The sequence below is a fragment of the Thalassobacterium sedimentorum genome (assembly GCF_031127905.1).
Lineage (GTDB): Bacteria > Verrucomicrobiota > Verrucomicrobiia > Opitutales > Coraliomargaritaceae > Thalassobacterium > Thalassobacterium sedimentorum.
In genome coordinates, this window is sequence record NZ_JARXIC010000001.1 from 128673 (window position 1) to 148890 (window position 20218).

Annotated in this window: 13 protein-coding genes; 7 read left to right on the forward strand and 6 right to left on the reverse strand. The window is 49.1% G+C overall.

From position 1 onward, the window contains the following. Positions 1–194: 194 nt before the first annotated feature. A complete protein-coding gene (locus QEH59_RS00465) occupies positions 195–2234 on the reverse strand; it encodes a beta-galactosidase trimerization domain-containing protein (protein ID WP_308983385.1) in 2040 nt (679 codons plus the stop codon). Between the two features lie 105 nt (positions 2235–2339). Here QEH59_RS00465 and QEH59_RS00470 point away from each other — a divergent pair, with 105 nt between their 5' ends. Continuing rightward, positions 2340–3113, forward strand: a complete 774-nt coding sequence (locus QEH59_RS00470; protein WP_308983386.1) for an AraC family transcriptional regulator — start codon at positions 2340–2342, stop codon at positions 3111–3113. A gap of 219 nt (positions 3114–3332) precedes the next feature. Next, complete coding sequence (locus QEH59_RS00475) at positions 3333–4295, forward strand: alpha/beta fold hydrolase (protein WP_308983387.1); 963 nt, start codon at positions 3333–3335, stop codon at positions 4293–4295. 79 nt (positions 4296–4374) lie between these two features. On the opposite strand, the gene QEH59_RS00480 is transcribed toward QEH59_RS00475, so the two are convergent. After that, the gene (locus QEH59_RS00480) at positions 4375–5997 is read right to left on the reverse strand and encodes an alpha-amylase family glycosyl hydrolase (RefSeq protein WP_308983388.1); all 1623 of its coding nucleotides are present in this window, start codon (positions 5995–5997) and stop codon (positions 4375–4377) included. A 301-nt stretch (positions 5998–6298) separates the two neighbouring features. On the opposite strand from QEH59_RS00480, the gene QEH59_RS00485 reads away from it, so the two are divergent. Next, positions 6299–7363, forward strand: a complete 1065-nt coding sequence (locus tag QEH59_RS00485) for a Gfo/Idh/MocA family protein (RefSeq protein WP_308983389.1) — start codon at positions 6299–6301, stop codon at positions 7361–7363. 71 nt (positions 7364–7434) lie between these two features. Here QEH59_RS00485 and QEH59_RS00490 read toward each other — a convergent pair whose 3' ends face one another. Further along, positions 7435–10551: a glycoside hydrolase family 2 TIM barrel-domain containing protein gene (locus tag QEH59_RS00490; protein ID WP_308983390.1), complete on the reverse strand. Its 3117-nt coding sequence runs from the start codon at positions 10549–10551 to the stop codon at positions 7435–7437. Positions 10552–10606: 55 nt separating this feature from the next. Between QEH59_RS00490 and QEH59_RS00495 the strand changes: the two genes are divergently transcribed. Next, the gene (locus QEH59_RS00495; RefSeq protein WP_308983391.1) at positions 10607–11476 is read left to right on the forward strand and encodes a helix-turn-helix transcriptional regulator; all 870 of its coding nucleotides are present in this window, start codon (positions 10607–10609) and stop codon (positions 11474–11476) included. A 5-nt stretch (positions 11477–11481) separates the two neighbouring features. Here QEH59_RS00495 and yihA read toward each other — a convergent pair whose 3' ends face one another. Genes yihA through QEH59_RS00510 form a run of 3 tightly spaced genes read right to left on the reverse strand, consistent with a single transcriptional unit; the run spans position 11482 to position 14764 of the window. Further along, entirely contained in the window at positions 11482–12126 is a 645-nt protein-coding gene (gene yihA / locus QEH59_RS00500) for a ribosome biogenesis GTP-binding protein YihA/YsxC (protein WP_308983392.1), read from the reverse strand. A 7-nt stretch (positions 12127–12133) separates the two neighbouring features. Continuing rightward, positions 12134–13711: a 2,3-bisphosphoglycerate-independent phosphoglycerate mutase gene (gene gpmI / locus QEH59_RS00505; protein ID WP_308983393.1), complete on the reverse strand. Its 1578-nt coding sequence runs from the start codon at positions 13709–13711 to the stop codon at positions 12134–12136. Between the two features lie 42 nt (positions 13712–13753). Continuing rightward, complete coding sequence (locus tag QEH59_RS00510; protein WP_308983394.1) at positions 13754–14764, reverse strand: calcium/sodium antiporter; 1011 nt, start codon at positions 14762–14764, stop codon at positions 13754–13756. Positions 14765–14916: 152 nt separating this feature from the next. Between QEH59_RS00510 and ileS the strand changes: the two genes are divergently transcribed. The 3 genes from ileS to QEH59_RS00525 all read left to right on the forward strand — a co-directional run bounded on the left by ileS (position 14917) and on the right by QEH59_RS00525 (position 20216). After that, a complete protein-coding gene (gene ileS, locus QEH59_RS00515) occupies positions 14917–17739 on the forward strand; it encodes an isoleucine--tRNA ligase (protein ID WP_308983395.1) in 2823 nt (940 codons plus the stop codon). A gap of 47 nt (positions 17740–17786) precedes the next feature. Beyond that, the gene (locus QEH59_RS00520) at positions 17787–18611 is read left to right on the forward strand and encodes a TraR/DksA family transcriptional regulator (RefSeq protein WP_308983396.1); all 825 of its coding nucleotides are present in this window, start codon (positions 17787–17789) and stop codon (positions 18609–18611) included. Positions 18612–18923: 312 nt separating this feature from the next. Continuing rightward, a complete protein-coding gene (locus tag QEH59_RS00525; RefSeq protein WP_308983397.1) occupies positions 18924–20216 on the forward strand; it encodes an alpha-L-fucosidase in 1293 nt (430 codons plus the stop codon). Positions 20217–20218: the final 2 nt, after the last annotated feature.

Here is a 20218-nt window from a genome sequence, read left to right on the forward strand (position 1 = left end):
ATTTAGGAAATTGCAGAATCGCTCAGCCTATAGGCAAAAACGTACACGATTAAAAAACCAAACAGTGCAAAACCGTGCAACCTACGCAAAAGGTAAGATCATTTCAATAGTATCCAGCTCATCAGTCACCTGCTTACATTACTCATAAGCCGATGCCCCTCTGGGCAATGCGATTCATATTGGGATCACAGGCGTCAGTATGTCAGAACAATCATTTGATGGCAGAGTAATTCAGCAACCTTAAAGTAAACAATGCCATTGATTTGCTCAAACTCAAGCGACTCCCCTGACGGCTCAAGTCGAACAGAATTCACAACAATGTTGAGTCGTATTTCCACGGTGAGTCCAGTCAAAGGAACGAGGTCCTCAATCACTTCATAAGATTGTTGCGCCCCCGAAATATTACCTCCATGTAAATCAACCGCACCACCACGATTAATGGTATTCGCGTATAGAAGATGCAGAATAAAACGTTGCTCGTCACTTTGATGCATCAGCGACACACGTCCATTCGAAGGCAATCCTGAAACATTCAGCGAACGATCCTCCGCCATTAACTGCGCTAGAATCTTCTCAAAATACTGGCGCAGCGCCACCTGACCATAGCTACGGTAGATCGAAAAGATAGGATGCGCGAGATAAGCGATATTCCCTTTACGGACACCGCAACTAAAACCAGACGCTTCCGGCTGGTTTGGTGCATGTTGATGACTGCAGAAGTGATCCCATTGACGATTGAAATACGGATCATAAACATCACCAAACGATTCCCCATCAGTCACCTTCACGCGATGACTCTGCGCATACATTACCATCGGACGATTTACAAAATCCGCACGCAAGCCTGCTCTCGGCAACACATAATCAGGCGAATATTCTGAGAGTTCGCCAACCTCAGCACCCACGTCAAACAACATACCACGTTTGGGATCAATGCCACTACTTCCAGTCAATAAGAGCATACCGCCCTCCGCAAGATATGCCTTCAACTTGACTTCCAGCTCTGGCACGACATCGACATCGTCCGGCAAGATGAGTAGCTTATAGTTTGAAAAATCCATCTCTATATCCAGCACATCAAAGAGCACATGTGCCTCCAACAACATGCGTCCCGCACCGGTATCCGATGGACGCTCGCGGCGATTCGTTAGAAAACTATCTGCTCCATGAACCGCCGCACTGCAAATCAAACCAACATCCGCATAACTCTTTGCGCCCTGCACAAAAATTTCCTTCTGCGCCACCTCGCGATAGGCAGCTCCAATAATCTCGTATGTACTTTCGTCAAGTGTGCCATCGGGATGCAACTGATCCCCCACACTGCACTTAGCACCAAATGCCAGCATAGCGCAGCACTCATAGCGTAGCGCATTAGGATGCTTATAACCACCAAATTCCCCCCACGTGGAATGAAATTTCCCTGTCATACCTAGATAGTCTAAATCCAATTTATGAGCATACTTCGCGGACATTGGAAAGTGGTCATAGCCCCAACCACCCGTCGGCAAACTCTCCAGCTCCAAGTGACTGAAGAATTGCAGAATATCACGATACCCAGGCGTCACATGACCACTATTATGAAAGATCGGCATATTCGGATCAATCGATCTTACAGTTTCTGTTACACGCTGGTAATACTTCATCAACCCGTCTAAACGACTCTGACGGCGATCCTCTGGCTTTAAAGGGTCAAGCCCTTTCGCTTGCATATGCTGTAAAGCCCAAACAGAGCAATCTTCGTTTTGAGAGATGATGTCCAAAAAGATACCATCTGCATTCGGAAACAAATGCATCACCTCTTTAACCTGCTCACATAAATAATCCAAATACGGTGAGTGAAAACTTAGCATCTTAAAACCTGGCTTCAGGTTGGAATCAGTCCAACCTGAGTATTTACCTTCAGGGCTAATTTCACGCCATTCGGGATGCTCATCTGCGGCCAAATTGTGCACGCCAGCAGTCAAATAAATCGGGACATTAATACCAACTTCCTTACAGGCATCAAACTGCGCACGCAATAAGTCAAAAGACAAACCAGGATGACGCTTCCCCACCTTGGTATCGTAATAACTCCAGCCATGATGACAGGTCGCAAAAGTGGAAACACTATTCACCGCTGCTCGCTGCAGTGTCGCCTGATAAGCAGCCTTATCAAATTGAGTGCCGATGCCAGCTATGGCTCCAGAGGTATGAAAATCAAGATGGATTTGGCGAAAACGTAATGATGTAGTCATGCCGCTCACACTGTCATCATTTCCACTGAGCTAAAGCATAAACACTTGTGAATCTCTCGACATTAGTGGTATATTTTCACACAACTCCTCAAAATGGGATGATTCATGAAAATACAGACAATACCCAGAATCCATAAGCTGGCTTGGGCTCTCCACGGGCAGCAGGTCGAACAAGAAACGTATCGCCTGCCCAATTACTGGTCACTACACTTTTACGAATACAGCGGTTGGATCGACTGTGGCACACAACGCTATCAATTGAAGCCCGGCGCTTGCTCAATAGTTCCAGCGGACATTCCAATCACCTTTTACTATCAAGGATTGTCCAAGCATTTGTACTGTCACTTCCAACTGCAAACGAAGCCCCACATAAGCGAATTTAATTTCATTCAAGCTGACACACGACTACCACAACTTAAAAATTTGCTTGCAGGCGCGCACTCATTACTACGCACAGCGCCACAACGTGCCAACCTTAGATTATGGGACGTTCTACTTGGTCTACAGGATATTGTCACATACCCTGATAATCATTTAAAACACGAACGTATCCTTGAGACCGCAACGGAAATAGTGCAACAGGAAATGACAAGTCCATTAACTATACAAGAGCTTGCACGGCGCTGCCAGCTATCGCACAATCAATTCACCCGCACTATAAAACAACAAACAGGTGACACTCCAGCGATCTGGCTACGCAAACTTCGAACAGAGCGCGCCAAGGAGCTCCTCAGTTATTCCAACCTACCGATCAAAGTAATCGCGACAGAAGTCGGCTACCCCGACTTGCAACACTTTAACAAAGTTATTCGCCAACATCTGGGAGTATCCCCCCGACGTTTCAGACAAAATCAATCTAGACTGACTATTGCGCTATAAACATTATCATTGAAGCATGATATCCTGAAACCACACATCCCTGACGCACACATTGGGCAACCCATGCAACAATCAGGAATACTAATCTGTTCATAGGTAATCGAAATAAATGTTTGCCATTTAAGAAATACGATTGAAAGCAAGCGAAATATGGGCTGGAACTAATTTTCCTAGTAAACCTATTTCCCCCATATCACACATCATAATCCTTCCATCATTATGCCAGTCTTAGATCAGCCTCTTGAGCAGCTAGTTCAATACACAACCTCCACTCCTAAGCCGGCCAACTTTGAGGCATTTTGGAAAAATGGCATACAAGAGCTAGAGGCACTCGAGCCGGAAATCAGCTTCACAGAAGTCGATTTCAAAGCACCCTATGCGCAATGTCGCTCGATGCATTTCACCGGAACAGGAGGAGCGCGCGTTCATGCACGCCTAGCAACACCAATTAAACCTGCTAAAGAACCAGGACCAGCTCTGCTACTCTTTCATGGTTATTCCGGATCAGCTCCAAGCTGGATTGAGATGCTCCCCTACGTTGCAGCAGGCTTCACTGTCGCCGGTTTGGATTGCCGCGGACAAGGTGGACTATCAGAAGATGCTATTTCCACTAAAGGCAACACACTGCATGGACACATCATAAAAGGACTCGATGACGCCCCGGAAAAACTCTACTATCGAAACGTGTTTCTAGATACAGCGCTTCTGGCACGCATCATCATGGGCATGGATACTGTCGACGCCAATAGAGTTGCCGCATCCGGCGGAAGCCAAGGTGGTGCCTTGGCATTGGCCTGTGGAGCCCTCGAACCACGAATCAAACGTGTCTACTCACAATTCCCCTTTCTAAGTGATTATAAACGTGTTTGGGAGATGGATTTAGACCAAAATGCATACGTAGGTTTGAGAGACTATTTCCGTCGCTTTGACCCGCTACATAAACGTGAAGACGCGATATTTGAAAAATTAGGCTACATCGACGTCAGCCACTTATCCGCCCACATCAAAGGCGAAGTCCTAATGAGCATCACACAATTAGACAACATTTGCCCCCCCTCCACTCAATTCGCTGCTTACAACGCCATTACGGCACCGAAATCATATCTCCTCTACCCTGATTTCGGCCATGAAACACTGCCAGGTGCGAACGATGCAGCCTTTGAATTTATACTAGCCTTGTAACTTGCTGCGCAGGGCCAGTCTCCATTGCCCTGCATTGGCAACAAAGCTCTGAGCATTTTTCGCCATATCAAGCTACTTATTACTCTATATCAATAATTGCGTATCCAAATGGATTGATACGTAACGACTGCAGCGATCCCTGCCGCTCACAGCCCTGGTTCAATAGGAAGTTCCCACCAGTCAGATCCAGCGGCAATTCGCATACCTGAACACATTGGCTTGGGTTCAAAACAATTAAGCAACGCTGTGCCTCAAACTCGCGCACATAGATCATCGGATACTCCTGCCCCGGCTTCAAACGCACAAAACGAATCGACGCATCCGTGCCCAATGCTGATCGAGATTGACGTAAACGAATTAGCGAACGTACAAAATGCAGCAACGAATCAGGATCTTGCTCTTGATCTGCCACAGTAGGCCGCTGAGGATCGGGATCCAATGGTAAATATAGTTCACAGGCTGAAGCACTGGAAAAACCAGCATTCGGAGAAGTATCCCACTGCATCGGAGTTCGTGTGCCTGAGCGCTCCCCCATGCCAATCGTCCCCGCATTGACGGCGATGATTCCATCTAAAGTGGAACCCTCCTTAGCCACTGTTCCATCCACATAGCGCATCCCGATTTCCTCACCATAATAGATTGTCGGGGGTCCCGCTTGGGTCATAAAAAATACCCACGCGCAACGCAGCTCCTCCCAACCACGAGGCTCACAACGCAAGCGTTGGAAATCATGACACCCAACAGGCAACGTAATCAAGCCTCTGCCTCGAGTCGCCGCACGTTGCTCCTCATAAGACAGCTGAAACACCTGATAATTTCCTTCACCAGCAGCATCAAAATAACAGTGAGTCTGACCTTCAGGTGGGGGCAAAGTGCCGTTACCATTAAAAAAGAGCGAAGAATACCCTGGCGCATTAAAGTGAAGCATAAAATCCAGGTGAAACCCAGCATCTATTGCACGGCTAGGACAGCTCCACTCAGACATCAAAACACGATCTGGATATGCTTGATCCATCCATGCACGAATCTCTTGCCAAATTGCCTTTGTGGCCTGAATTGAAGCTGGAGTTCCTTCCGGCTTAACCAACGACCCAGCCATGTCCACGCGAAATCCGTCACATCCGAGTTCAAACCAATAGGCAAGAATCTTGCGCAACTCTGCACGATTCTTCTTTGGTCCAGGCGCATCGATAGGATCCTGCCAACTCTCCTGAGGTTCGGCATAGCCAAAGTTTAGAGCTGGCTGATACCAAAAGAAATTGGATACAAAATCTCCCTGAACAGGACCGTGCTTCGGATCAAAATCTCGGTTTATCCAGATATAACGATTCGCATCTTCGCTATGAGGATCATTCGCTTCTGTAATAAACCAAGCATGATCCATTGAAGTATGCCCAGCCACCAGATCCAAAATAACACGTATCCCTCGTGCATGCGCAGCACTCACTAAATCAACAAAATCACTCTCCTCGCCATAACGTGATGCAATACGGTAGAAATCTCTTACATCATAACCCGCATCTCCAAAGGGAGAATCAAAGCATGGGTTCAGCCAAATAGTATTGATGCCCAAACTCTGTAAATAGTCCAAACGCTGAATAACCCCAGGTAAGTCACCAATACCGTCTCCATTGCTATCCTGAAAACTCTGAGGGTAAATTTGATAGATGACTGCATCTTTAAGCCATGATGGTTGTAGCATAATTAAAATCAACTGTAGGGGAATAAAAGAATGTCGTCCTGAACAATAGACATTACATACAAATTTGAATTTCAACCACACTCTTCCTAAAACATAAATAAAATAAAAACAATAACGCTCAGATTTTGGCTATATCGCGAATACCTGCCTCTCACGTTGCTCAATTGGACACCTGGTAACTCGCAAACTACGCTCCTTCCGTACAAGACGACAACCTAGCAAAGCGTACACACACACTAAATCATGACGACAGTTTCTTGATCTTTACTCTAGCGAGCAATTGTATCAGATAATAGTGAATATGACTGATCAAATTAAAGTCGGAATTTGGGGATTGGGGCGCGCAGGGCTTAACATGCACGCAAGCGAATTAGCCCTCTACCCTCAATTATTTACAATACATTCTGGATACGATTTAGATCTAGAGCGAAATCGTATCCTGGAAACAAAATATGGAGCCAGGACTTACACCGATGCAGATGCCTTTCTGAATGATCCAGAAGTCGAATTAATTTCCATCGCGACCCGCTCTCCTGACCATGTCACTCATTGTGAAAAAGCCTTAGCTGCAGGCAAATATGCGTTTCTAGAGAAACCCATCGCGCTAACTTATGCAGAGGGTCGCAAGATACTAGAATTAGATCAAGCTTATCCGGGTAAGCTCTACTCCCGCCATAATAGACGCTTCGAAGCCCCCTTTAATCATATCAAAGAAATCGTAGCATCCGGAATCCTGGGTAAAGTCTATGAAATTAAACTCTGTCGTCATAGCTTTCAACGACGTAACGATTGGCAAACTCTCATCGAGTGCGGTGGCGGACAACTGAACAATTGGGGTCCCCACCTGATCGACCACGCCTTACAATTCCTGGACTATAAAGTCGTAGAAATGTGGAGCGACCTAAAGAAAACAGTGGCTTTAGGCAATGCAGAAGATCACTTAAAAATAGTTTTCAAGGGGGAAGACGGCTGTGTTGTAGACTTGGAGATTAGCGGAGGTGCGGCTTTGCCGCAGAATGAGTACACTCTCTTCGGCTCACTCGGCGCACTCACGTGCCAGGGCAGTGACATTCATCTCAAATACATACAATCTGGACAGGTATTTAAGCAGAACGAGGCATTTTCCGGCACCCCGCCTCTAAGTGGTGGCGTGCAAAATGCCTATGCCGACCAAGAGGAAATTAACTGGATTGAAGAACACATAAAAGTCGCCCCCAGTAAACCTATAGACATGCACTCAATCTGGGAGGCTCTCTATCTTGCGATCAAGAAAGACATTCCCTATCCCATTTCAATCCAGCAAGCTGTCGCCGTAGTCAAAATCACCGATGAGGTGAAATCCAAAACTGAATTCACCACAGCCTAAACCATTGCTTGACCACTCATTACTGCAAACTGCTGAGTTAATTGACTCAGCAGTTTGCAGCGCAACGAATCTTAGTCTTGCTCCAGTGAAATCATAAAGGACCATTTGTAAGTGCCTGGATAAATTTTGTACTGCTCTAAAGTGTCAGGACCGCAACTCATAGTTCCTAATCCGCGTTGCAGGTGATCGATGGAGACGTATGTTTCTGGCCGTGTCATTAATTCACATGTATGAGTCGCAGCGAATAAGTCAGCATCCGTATAATGACTCGCCTTAAACTCGAAGTGTTGATCCACTGCTTTCACACAGATGGTGATACCACTGGTCTCATTCCGAAACCTGCAATCACGCGCCTCAGAACGATTGCCACATTCCTGTGGCATAATGTATGGAACATGCATAGCCGTAACCTGAGTCTCAAAACGATCTAGCCAAACACCCGCTTTTCGGTCGCGATAGTTTTCATAAGGACCATTGCCACAATAGCTCACCTGTTCAAATCCGGGCACAAGTGCAAATTGCAGCCCAATCCGAGGCAAATCCGGTAAATCAAGACTACAACTGAGCTCGTTCTCAACCAACAAGCCCAGCGCGGTCAGACGTACGCACTGTCTTAATTTGCCAGCATTCTGATGCCCAGGAGTCTTCAAATTAAAGGTCGATTCGATCGTACCATCTGGTAGCACCGCTTGCCTAAGCAGAGATTGTGTTGTCTGCTGTAAACCAGCTGTTTTCCACCGCATGAGTGGTTTCTGATCCTGACCATCCCATAATTTAATGCCGTCATTATCGGTCCCCGCTCGCCACCAAGTGACCTGTAAGGGGCTCGCCAATACAGCCCCTGCTTCGCCTCTCAGCGAGAGCAATTGCCCATTTTCACGTGAAATTTCAGCCACTAATCCCGCCCCAGCCAATTGAAGGCGACCTTCAGTAATCTCTGGCTGAAGAACGGAAGGTAAATCGGCCGCAGTCGCAAGCGGACTTTCATGAAGTACAAAATGCTCCCAAGCAAGCTCGTGTCCAGCAGGCAGCAAGCCCTCGGCATCAATCAACTTGAAGGAGAAATGCAGCGTGAGCAATGCCCCCTCAAATGTTTGCTGATGTTCGGAAATATCGGCGAGTTCAATATCTAAGGATTCACCGGCTGCAATGCCCGGCAAACTGAAACTTCCCGTCGCCAAAGTCTCCCCATCGCCGGCAAGTGTCCACTCTGCCACTAGATAGTCCAGACTGCGAAAATCTTGCTTGGAACGAATCGTATAGCGAGTCGACAGCGCTCCTTGCGGCTCAACGGCAAGCGGCTGAGCGAGTTTTTTGAATTCAAATAACGCTGGATGTGGTTGACGATCCGGCCACACCAGACCATCGGCAATGAAATTGGCATCGTTTGGCGTGTCGCCGTAATCCCCACCGTAAGCCCAATACTCTTCACCATTCGCAGCAGTTTCCTTCAAACCATGATCAATCCACTCCCAAATAAAGCCGCCTTGTAGCCCCTCATATTGCTCGAAGGCGTCGAAGTATTCTTTTAAGCATCCATTACTATTCCCCATCGCATGCGAATACTCGCAAGGGATGACGGGCCGTGGGTCCTTTACCGTTTCCACCCAATCAATCAGCTCCTGTACCTGCGGATACATGGGGTTGATAATGTCAGTGGCCGCATGCCCTTGATCCCATTCGGCATGGCTTTGACCACGCGAAATGGCCCCCTCGTAATGTAACACACGACTCGGGTCGTATTGACGAATCCAGCCTGCCATCGCGTCGTGATTGGCTCCATAGCCGGACTCATTGCCAAGTGACCACATAATGATACTGGGATGGTTTTTATCCCGCATCACCATACGCATGCCGCGCTCCACAAAGGCATTTAAATAGCGCTTGTCTTGGCAAATTTGATTATGAAAATCGTGCGTCTCAATATTGGCCTCATCCACAACATAGAAGCCATACTCATCGCAGAGATCATAAAACTTAGAGTCGTTGGGATAATGCGCGGTGCGAATTGCATTCACGTTAAAAGCCTTCATCACTTCGAGGTCTTTACGCATCAGGTCCTCAGAGACTACTTTACCCTCGGTATCTGAATGGTCATGGCGATTCACTCCCTTGATCAGTACCGCCTTACCATTGATCAAGAGCTGGCGGTCCTTGATTTCGACACGTCGAAAGCCGATCCAAGTTGCGGTGCTTTCTACCGTTTCACCAGCAGCAGAACGCAAGCTAACAACAAGCCGATAGCGCTGTGGTAGCTCGGCTGACCATGGCTGGACCGCAGCCAATGTTTCCGCCACTTGAACGCCGACACGCGGCCAGTGTAATAGATGCGCGCGTTCCGTCACCACCGACTCAGTCCGCACATCTCCTGATACCGATGCACCGGCATCATCGAATAGCTGCCAATCCACGGACCAGCCCTCTTGCGGCACAGCGCCCATCTCTACCCGCACCGAGAGATCTAATTGGCCCTCACCGGAGGCCGGATCGTAATCCGTGCGAGCAAACACATCTTCTATATAAATACGATCAGTGGAATAGAGCGCCACTTCACGATGAATCCCGCCGAGGCGCCATTGATCCTGGTCTTCCACAAAGCTGGCGTCACTGTATTGGATCACCACGGCTGTCAGCCTATTCGACTGATCCCATAACACACGCTCGGTAATGTCATACTCCGAAGGCAGGCGGGAGTCCTTGTTCATGCCTAAGAATTTGCCGTTCAAATACAGCTGCAGGACGCCTTCCACCCCACCGAAATGCAGCACCACACGACGCCCCTGCCAGCTGGGATCGACCTCAAAGCTTCGGGCATACACGCCTGTCGGATTGCGCTCCGGCGTAAAGGGAGGCTCCTCGCGAAAGGGCATTTTTACATTAGTGTAATGTGGATAACTATAGCCATGAAAACTCCACATCCCCGGCACGGGAATATCCCCCCACTCGTCACTCTCCAAGGCCAACGTCTCAATGCCCGCGGGTAACTCCTCCGGCGATTCGCGATACAAAAAGCGCCAACTGCCATCCAAAGAACGCCACCAAGGCGATGCCTCACGTGGTTGACTGAGCGCCTCCTTGGCACTTGGAAACGATACCTGCGTCGCGCGCATCGGCACACGATTGATACCAGTCAGTTCTGGCTGTTGAAAAGTTTTACCAAGAATAGAATCAATGGAGGGTAAAGGCATGCAGACACAATAACAGCTTCGGGCGCAAACGGGAATAGCTTGCATGACTAATCACATGTCATTTTTGATTAGCACTACTATGCATGTGCACGAAAAATGGTTGATTCAGGATACGATGTACCGCGGGAGCGCAGTCAAGTCGTTCTCTCAGGGCTTGAGTTGCGGTTTTCTAAATAAATCCGGCAAGACGGAAGACGTCTGCGATGAGCACTATGACCGACTCGCCATGGTATATGTGCTTAGAGGCCGTGGTACCTACCATGATAGCCTGGGCCATCAGTTTGAACTGCGGCAAGGCGATGTCTTTTTTCGTTTCCCCGATCGCTCGCACACCGGAACTATCGACCCCGACAGTCAATGGCACGAGTGCTTTGTTTCTCTGCGTTCAGAGTGGTACCACATCTTCCAGCAATTGGAACTGATACGTCCGCACCAGGTACGTTTTGAAATGGGGATGACAGAAAACATCCCGACTCGCATCCACGGTCTGATGGAATTGATTCGCAAGGCTGACACCCCCACCGAGATCAGCTCCATAGAATTCGAAATTGCGGCCTTGATCCGACGCGTGCTGGCCAGCGCTCAAGAAAACCGCTACGCAGATACGCCCCACGTAGATCGCCTCAAGCACGCACGTGAAATCATCCGCTCGCAAGCAGCACAAAAATGCAGTATTGAAGCACTCTTATCGGATATCGGGCTGAGCTACTCACGCCTGCGAAGCCTTTTCCGTAGCGCGTATCACATCAGTCCCGGCGAATTTCGAATCCAGGTGCGCATTGAAAATGCCTGCACACTGCTGGAAACCACCGATCTGCCGATCAATAAAATTGCCGACCAACTGGGCTACGCCGACGCCTTTACCTTCTCCAAACAATTTAAGCAACGGGTCGCCCTTTCGCCACAACAGTTTCGCTCGCGCTAATTGATTTACTTTTTCATCCAGCCGAGCTGAATGGGCTTACCGGCTTTCTTTTTGGGCTTCTTGGGCAACTGCCCTTCGATCCAATTGATAATCGCACCGCGCCCCCGCTTGGTCTTCGCACTGCACTTGAAAATTTCATTTGGCTTAAGGCCGTAGTCTTCAAGCGCTTTCAGCAGTTGGACCTCGTGGCTTATGACTTTGTTATCCGCGCTACGATCCGTTTTGGTAAAGATAATCGAGTATGGAATCTCGCACTGCTGCAACCAATCGATAAAGGCTAAGTCGGTATCCAGCGGCTCAAGCTGTGAATCCAGCAAAGCAAACACTTGCTTCAAATTCTCACGGCCGGTCAGATAGCCACTTACTTGCTGGTTAAACTCTGCTTGCTTGGCCTTGGAAACTTTCGCGAATCCGTAACCGGGCAAATCAACCAGCGTCCAGTGATCATTGATTCTAAAAAAATTAATCAGCTTCGTTTTACCGGGTGTGCCGGACGTCTTGGCCAAGCCTTTGACCTCTGCCAGCATGTTCACCAATGAGGACTTGCCCACGTTGGAGCGCCCCACAAAGGCAAATTCTGGTAAACTAGAGGGAGGACAGTCTTCAAGATCGACGGCGCATCCGATAAAACGGGCTGATGTAATTTTCATAGTGGCTTTACTTAATCAAGCAATGGCCCGTCATCGCCTCTGGCTGTGGTAATTCCATCAGCTTGAGCAAAGTCGGTGCGATATCGCCCAGCGCACCAGAGTCCAGCAGTTCGGCGTTCTTATACTTCTCACTGTAAACAACGACTTCAACCGGATTCAGCGTATGTGCGGTGTGTGGACCGTTACTGTCATGATTCCAGAGTTGATCGGAGTTGCCATGGTCCGCAGTGATGACGGCAGAGCCCCCCACTTCATCAATCGCAGCCAGTAGATCTCCCACGCAACCGTCGACGATTTCACAGGCCTGAATACAAGCATCCAATACACCCGTGTGGCCGACCATGTCAGGATTCGCAAAGTTGATTACAATGAGACCATATTTACCTGACTTGATCGCCTCCACTGAAGCGTCACGAATTCCATAAGCAGACATCTCTGGCTTTTCGTCATAAGTCGCGCAATCCTTACGGCTTGGCACCAATTCACGGTCTTCACCGGGGAACGGCTCTTCACGATAGTCGTTAAAGAAGAACGTTACGTGCGGGAATTTTTCGGTTTCCGCACAACGGAATTGATTGATCCCCTGATCCGCAACGTAACCGCCCAAAATGTCCTTCATCTTGGCAGGCTTTTGAAAGACGATATTAGGGCAGAGTCCTTTTTGATACTCACTAAGAGTTGCAAAGAAGACATCGGGCTTTGGCCCACGTTCAAATTCCTTGAAATCGTCTTGAATGAAAGCGCGTGTAAGTTCACGTGGGCGGTCACCACGAAAGTTAAAGAAGATCACCGAGTCACCGTCTTGCACGGCAGCAATCGGCTGGCCATCCGAATCGACAATCGCGGTGGGCGGGCAAAATTCGTCGCCCTTGGTGCCTTCAGTCTCCGGAGAATCGTATTGTAATTGAATCGCAGCATCAGCACTGACTGCACTGCGGGCAATCTCACGCCCAGTGATGCAATCGTAGGCACGCTGCACGCGATCCCAGCGGTTATCGCGGTCCATCGCCCAATAGCGACCAGCGATGCTGGCAATCTGCCCCACTCCGATCGCTTTCATCTGTGCTTCCACTTCGGAAATGAATTGCTTCCCCGAGAAAGGCCCGGTGTCGCGACCATCGGTGAAAGCGTGAAGGTACACCTTTTCGATGCCTTCTTCTTTAGCGATCTTCAAGAGGCCGTAGAGGTGGTCCAACATCGAGTGGACACCCGCATCGGAGACAAGGCCCATGAAATGCAGTGCAGAACCTTTGGCGCGCACATTATCAAAGGCCGACTTGAGCGCCGGGCTGTCTTTGACGCTACCGGTTTCGATCCCCTTGTTAATACGGACCAACTCCTGATCGACGACACGACCCGCGCCGATGTTCTGGTGCCCGACTTCGGAGTTTCCCATAATGCCTTCGGGCAGCCCCACAGCAAGACCACAGGCGGCAATCTCAGTGCGCGGATACTCCGCAGTCAAACGATCTGCAACCGGAGTCTTTGCCAGCTTGACGGCGTTGTAAGCATCGTAGGATGCATCATGATTGGCTCCCCAACCATCACGGATGATGAGGACGACAGGCTTTTGTTTTTCAGACATTATTTTCAATTAAGAATTAGAAATTAAGAATTCGGAATTTTTTTAGAAGAAATAACCGAACTGCGAAAGTGCGGAAAGAGAAAGAATGCCGAAGTAGATGAAAAGCAAGGCCACACCTTCACGGCGGGAAACTATATGACCACTCTTAAAGAACCATAGTAGCAGTCCTGAAAGCAAAACTAATGCCGGGAACTCTACCAGCAGCAAGTGATAATGCACATCCATACCCGTAATCGCGGACACGCCACCACCGATAAGGAGAATATTAAACAAGTTCGAACCGACAATATTTCCCGCACAGATATCACCATGTCCCGCCCGCACAGCCGACACCGAGGCCGCCAATTCCGGCAAGCTGGTGCCGATCGCCACAATCGTTAATCCGACAAACATCTCACTGGCTCCCATCCGCATCGCCATCTCAACCGACGCTCCCACCAGCACATCGGCGCCCAAAGCAAGCAGTGCGGCTCCGATCAGGATTAAAATGACAGCCACCTTCGTCGAACGCCCGGCAAACTCTTGGGCCCCTTCTGCAAACTCCTGAATCGCGCTCTCCGAATCCTTGGACTTCGCACTGCGGACGACGTACACCAGATAGACCACCGTCAAAACCAGCAAAATGAGGCCCTCCAGCTTGTGAAAGCCGCCTCCCATCGCAAATAAACCAAAAATCACAGTGACTCCGATCAGGATGGGCACCTCTCGCTGAATCATACGCAATTCAATCTTCAGCGGAGCGATGATTGCGGCTATTCCCAAAATCAAGCCAACATTGGCAATATTACTGCCCAAAATGTTGCCGAGTGCGATCTCTGGATTGTCCTTCGCAGCCATCAGCGAGGTCGCCATCTCAGGCATCGAGGTGGCGATCGAAACGACCGTCAATCCCACCACGATCGGGTCGATCTTTAAATTGCTCGAAATCGACGCCGCCCCACCAGTCAAGATATCGCCCCCATAAGTGAGGGCAACAAAGCCCAACATCAGACATAGCAACAACCAGAAAAGGTGAAGTTCGGAAAAAGGCAGATTGATGAGTGCGAGAAGCATAAGTAACGATTGACTGGCGACAAAAATAGTAGGCCTGACAGCTGGGCAGGAAAGGGATTTCAAGAAACTGCGGCGAGAAAATTCTGAGTGCTTGACTTGAGGAAGCAAAAAACCACACTGCCGCGCTTTTCAACGGCCTCCGGTCTAATATTATGGCGCAAGACCTCAAAGATACGCTCAACCTCCCACAAACGAATTTCCCCATGCGGGGTAACTTAGTGGAGCGCGAACCTAAGCGAATAAATCACTGGAAGAAAATCGGTCTCTACGATCAGATCCAGGCTAAAAACAGTGAGGGTGAAAGCTTCATCCTACACGACGGCCCGCCCTTCACTAACGGCGACCTGCATCTGGGGCATGCGTTAAATAAGACCTTGAAAGACACCATCTTACGATACAAGTGGATGGCTGGTTACAACGCGCCCTACATTCCAGGTTGGGACAGCCACGGCCTGCCAATTGAACACAAAGTGTCTCGCGAATTACAAGACTCTGGACGCACCGATTACACTCCACTGGAAGTGCGTAAAGCCTGCGCCAAATTTGCTGACAAGTATCGCCTCATCCAAAGCGAGCAGTTCGAACGCCTGGGCGTGACTGCCGACTGGGCCAACGAATATTGGACGATCCACCCCGAATACGAAGCCGCCGAACTGGAAACTTTCGCAAATTTTGTGGAACAAGGCATCGTCTATCGCAGCAAAAAACCAGTGTACTGGTCGATCCCCTGCGCCACCGCGCTTGCAGAAGCCGAAATCGAATACAAGGACCACACCAGTATCTCGATTTTCGTAAAACTACGCCTCAGCGAGGCAGCACGTACCCAACTGGATCTACCCGACGAAGATAGCTCGATTCTGATCTGGACCACCACTCCCTGGACGCTGCCTGCCAATCTCGCGGTCTCGGTACACCCGAACATCGAGTATTCTGCGATCAAGACACAGGCGCACGGCACACTAATCGTCGCCACACCTTTGCTGGATTCCGTAACGAACGAGTGTAAGCTCGAAGGCGTCGAGACTGTAGCCACATATCTAGGCTCACAGCTGGAAAAACTCGAAGCCCGCCACCCATTTATCGACCGCGCCTCTCCGATCCTACTCGCTGAGTATGTGACCACCGAAAGCGGCACGGGCTGCGTGCACACGGCACCTGGACACGGTTTGGATGACTATATCACAGGTATCAATAATGGGCTGGAAGTATATTGCCCCTTGGATGACAAGGGTTGTTACGTAGACGACGGTCAGGTACCAGCCGATCTCGTCGGCCTCTCGGTACTTGAAACTGGTAATGGCAAACCTTCGGACGCGAATCTCGGCGTGCTCAAGATCATTGCTGGCAACGGGTCACTCATCGCCAAAAAGAAGATCAAGCACAGCTACCCACACTGCTGGCGCTCGAAGACTCCCGTCGTCTTTCGTGCAATGGACCAGTGGTTCGTCGCGCTCGACAAGAATGGCGACCGCGCACGTGCGCTCGAATCACTCAACCAAGTCAACTTCATCCCAAGCTGGGGTGAAAACCGCATCCGTGCCGCTGTTGAAAACCGTCCCGACTGGTGCATCAGCCGCCAGCGCACTTGGGGCGTCCCGATCCCAGCCTTTTACGACGAAGACGGTGGCGCTTACATCGATGCCGATGTCATTCGCGCAATTTCCAAGAAAGTGGCCAGCTCCGGCACCAATCTTTGGTTCGAACAAACAGCTGCCGAAATCCTCGATGGCATCCAACTGCCCGCAGACTGGCCAAGCGCCGACAAGCTCAAGTGCGGCACCGACACACTCGACGTGTGGATCGACTCCGGCTCCAGCCATCGTGCAGTGCTGCAAAAACGTCCCAACCTGAAATGGCCAGCCGATCTCTACTTGGAAGGATCCGACCAACACCGCGGCTGGTTTCAAAGCTCACTATGGACATCCGTTATTGCAGATAAGGCAGCCCCCTACAAGAATCTGTTGACTCACGGTTTTATCGTAAAGGAAGATGGCACCAAGCTCTCCAAGAGCGACGGCGCCGCCCGCCCATTGAACGAATGGATCGCCGGTTACGGTGCCGACATCATTCGCCTATGGATCTGCTCGCAGGACTATCGTGGCGATGTGCCCGTCTCCGACAAAATCGTAAAGAATGTGGCCAACAACTACCGCAATCTACGCAACACCTTAAGATTCCAAATTGGCAACTTACACGATTTCGATGTCGCTCGAGATGCCGTGCCACTCGACCAGCTCAACGCCCTCGACAAGTGGGCCCTCAATGAACTGGCTCAACTAGTGCGTAAAGTCACCGAAGCTTACGATGCCTACGAATTCCACCGGGCATTCAAAGATCTCATTGATCCATTCGTAGCCAACACCCTTTCGGCAACCTATCACGACGTATTAAAGGACCGACTCTACACCCGTAGCCCGAACGATCCACTTCGACGCTCTTCCCAGACAGCGATCCATATCATCTTCTCTGTCTTCACGCGTTTGATTGCCCCCTTAGTGCCCTTCACTGCTGACGAAGCTTGGAGCTATGCACAAAACGACAGCGACTTTGGCGATCAAGCAATTGCACTCACCGACTGGCCAGTAGTGGATAGCACTTGGGATGACGCCGAAACCGCAAGCGACATTCGGGCTCTACGTAGCTTCCTCTCAACACAACTTAACGACCGCTTGGAAGCACTGCGCCAACAGAAAACAATCGGTCAAAGCCTCGACGCCAAAGCAATCATTACTGGCAACTCAAATGATGCCGAATTTGCTCGGCTCAAAAAATACGAAGCCGACTTAGCGGAACTCTTCATCCTTTCAGAGGTCAGCTTGATCGAATCTCAAGAGGTTAGCGAGCTCGAGATCGAAGTCGCTCATGCCGATGGAGTCCGCTGCCCTCGCAGCTGGCGCTGGGTGCCAGAGCTCGTCGAGACTGAACGCTGGGGAGCCGTATCAGCCCGCTGTGCCGAAGCACTCAAATCCATTTAATCAACCAGTCACAATTTCAAACATCTATCTCTGAATATTTAATAATCATGCCTACCAATAAAAAGACTACAAATGCTGAAGCCCATACAGACTCCACCGAAAAGTCTAAAGAGGTTAAAACTTTAAAAAAAGCGGTGGTTTCCCGTGAAGGTGCAGCTGCCAACAAAAAATCGACGCCAATCGTATTTTCCCTCGACGATGTGGAAGAATTAATGGCAGCCAAAAAGTCTCAAATATCCAAACAGGAAGAAGCCCCGAAGAAAGTCGCCCCGGCCCCCAAAGTGCAACCGACCAAGAAAGTCATTGTCGATGATCAACCAGTTGAAAAGCGCGTATTAGGTGCGGCATCACTCGCCGATATATTAGGTTTCAATCCAGGCGAAAAAAAGAAAACCACTGAACTTGGTGAAAGTGAAATTCCGCAAAAGTGGAAAAAATACTACGATTTATTAATTGAACTACGCGCACACGTAAGCGACGAAATAAATCTACACACCGCCGACACGCTCAATCACACCTCTCGTGATGATTCGGGCGATTCCAGTTACGGCAATCAAGCCGATTCTGACAGCGACACCTTCGATCGTGACTTTGCACTTAGCCTAGTATCGAGCGAGCAAGATGCCCTCAATGAAATTGAAGCGGCCATACTTCGAATCAAAGACGGCAGCTACGGAGTTTGCGAAATCACAGAAAAACCAATCCCAGCGGCACGTCTCACCGCAGTCCCCTTTGCTCGCTACTCCGTAGAAGGCCAAGCGGAGCATGAAAAGAACCAACACCGCAAAAACAATCGTATCTCGGCAGGTGGTATTTTCGGTGACGTTACAGACGCTCCAAAGCTGGAATCCAGCGATGATGACGAAGAGTAAGCAAAGAAATCTCTAAACTTTTGACGTAGCGCATTCGATCTAATTCGAATGCGCTATTTTTTTATCCCGTAAGCCATTAGCATTCGCAGCGTAAAGAACAAAAATTAAAAGGTCAGAGTCGATTCTAAATTGTAGGAGCATATTCAGTCTCAATAAACACTTCATTCAAGCTCTCACTGAGACAAACCAACTCAGCAGACTGCACAGAATCGCGAAATTACTGTGTTAATAAAGTATCAGACCTAGCAATCAGACATGGTGAAGCGCAGATAGTGTATGTTATAATGCATGCTTTCAATTAAGTATATATATATGACAACAGTATCAACATGTGCCCCTCTAAAAAATGGAGAGGATTTTGCTAAACTTCGCTATGGAATGTTTATTCATTACGGACTCTACAGCTTACTTGAGCGTGGAGAGTGGGTCATGAACCGAGAGCGAATTCCATCCCAGGCCATGAGAAAATTGGCTGAAAGATTCACTGCCGATAAATTCAACGCGGATGAAATCTGCAAACTAGCAATACGGGGAGGCATGCGTTATATCATTCTAACTTCGATGCATCATGAAGCATTTTGTCTATATAAAACAGAAACTACGGATTTCAATTCATGGAATTACTGCCAGCGTGACTTAGTCGACGAACTGATTGTAGCGGCTCGCAAGCATGGACTCTATGTGGGGATGTATCATAGTCTAAATGACTGGTTTCATAAACCTGACGCAGTCGATGCCCTGGAAGACAAAGATGCTTATGATCAATTTATAGAGCGCACGCATCATCGTGTCGAAGAATTGGTACGTAACTATGATTTTGATATACTCTGGTATGATGGATGGTGGCCGTATGATGGCGATGGATGGCAGGGTGAAGAAATGAATGCCAAGCTTCGAAAAATACGTCCAAATTTACTATTTAATCCCCGTAACGGAGCTGAAGGCGACTTCTGCACACCTGAGCAACACATGTCAGCACCACGTCCTTGGCAGCCTTGGGAGGGCTGTATGACCCTGAATGAGCACTGGGGCTACCACAAAGGTGATGACATGTGGAAATCACCGAAAGAGGTCATTCATTTACTTTGCACTGCGGCCTCTGGAAAAGGGAACTTACTACTCAACATTGGTCCGAAGGGCGATGGTTCTATTCCACAAGCATCCGTCGAAATAATTGAGGCGGTCGGTAAGTGGAAAGCTTCCTGCGGCGAAGCGCTCGAAAATACCGATTTATTCACCTTTGCTCTAGAAACTCGTGACGACCACCGTGGTGACTGGTGCTCTCAGGGACCAATGACCGTGAGCGGAAATAAGCTATACGTAGTCATGACTTCATGGGCAGACGATTCATGGGGCTTGGCAGGCCTAAATGCACATGTAGAATCGGCAGAATTGCTGCCCTCAGGAGTCACCGTTCAATTCGAACAAAATGACGACAATACAGTGCGTTTCTTTGGTTTACCTCCTAAGAGTCCAACAGAACTCGCGCCCGTTTTACGAGTTCACTGCGACCGCCCCCCGACGGTATATAACTGCGGCGGCATGCGTATCCCGAAGGTCCCTCACCCACCCTATGATCCATTGCCCTCTGATGTCGCACTTTGAGC

What these genes read in the sequence shown, in the direction of transcription:
- QEH59_RS00465 (WP_308983385.1), bottom strand. Translation starts at nt 2,234, where the DNA reads ATGACTACATCATTACGTTTTCGCCAAATCCATCTTGATTTTCATACC.
- QEH59_RS00470 (WP_308983386.1), top strand. Translation starts at nt 2,340, where the DNA reads ATGAAAATACAGACAATACCCAGAATCCATAAGCTGGCTTGGGCTCTC.
- QEH59_RS00475 (WP_308983387.1), top strand. Translation starts at nt 3,333, where the DNA reads ATGCCAGTCTTAGATCAGCCTCTTGAGCAGCTAGTTCAATACACAACC.
- QEH59_RS00480 (WP_308983388.1), bottom strand. Translation starts at nt 5,997, where the DNA reads ATGCTACAACCATCATGGCTTAAAGATGCAGTCATCTATCAAATTTAC.
- QEH59_RS00485 (WP_308983389.1), top strand. Translation starts at nt 6,299, where the DNA reads ATGACTGATCAAATTAAAGTCGGAATTTGGGGATTGGGGCGCGCAGGG.
- QEH59_RS00490 (WP_308983390.1), bottom strand. Translation starts at nt 10,551, where the DNA reads ATGCCTTTACCCTCCATTGATTCTATTCTTGGTAAAACTTTTCAACAG.
- QEH59_RS00495 (WP_308983391.1), top strand. Translation starts at nt 10,607, where the DNA reads ATGTCATTTTTGATTAGCACTACTATGCATGTGCACGAAAAATGGTTG.
- yihA (WP_308983392.1), bottom strand. Translation starts at nt 12,126, where the DNA reads ATGAAAATTACATCAGCCCGTTTTATCGGATGCGCCGTCGATCTTGAA.
- gpmI (WP_308983393.1), bottom strand. Translation starts at nt 13,711, where the DNA reads ATGTCTGAAAAACAAAAGCCTGTCGTCCTCATCATCCGTGATGGTTGG.
- QEH59_RS00510 (WP_308983394.1), bottom strand. Translation starts at nt 14,764, where the DNA reads ATGCTTCTCGCACTCATCAATCTGCCTTTTTCCGAACTTCACCTTTTC.
- ileS (WP_308983395.1), top strand. Translation starts at nt 14,917, where the DNA reads ATGGCGCAAGACCTCAAAGATACGCTCAACCTCCCACAAACGAATTTC.
- QEH59_RS00520 (WP_308983396.1), top strand. Translation starts at nt 17,787, where the DNA reads ATGCCTACCAATAAAAAGACTACAAATGCTGAAGCCCATACAGACTCC.
- QEH59_RS00525 (WP_308983397.1), top strand. Translation starts at nt 18,924, where the DNA reads ATGACAACAGTATCAACATGTGCCCCTCTAAAAAATGGAGAGGATTTT.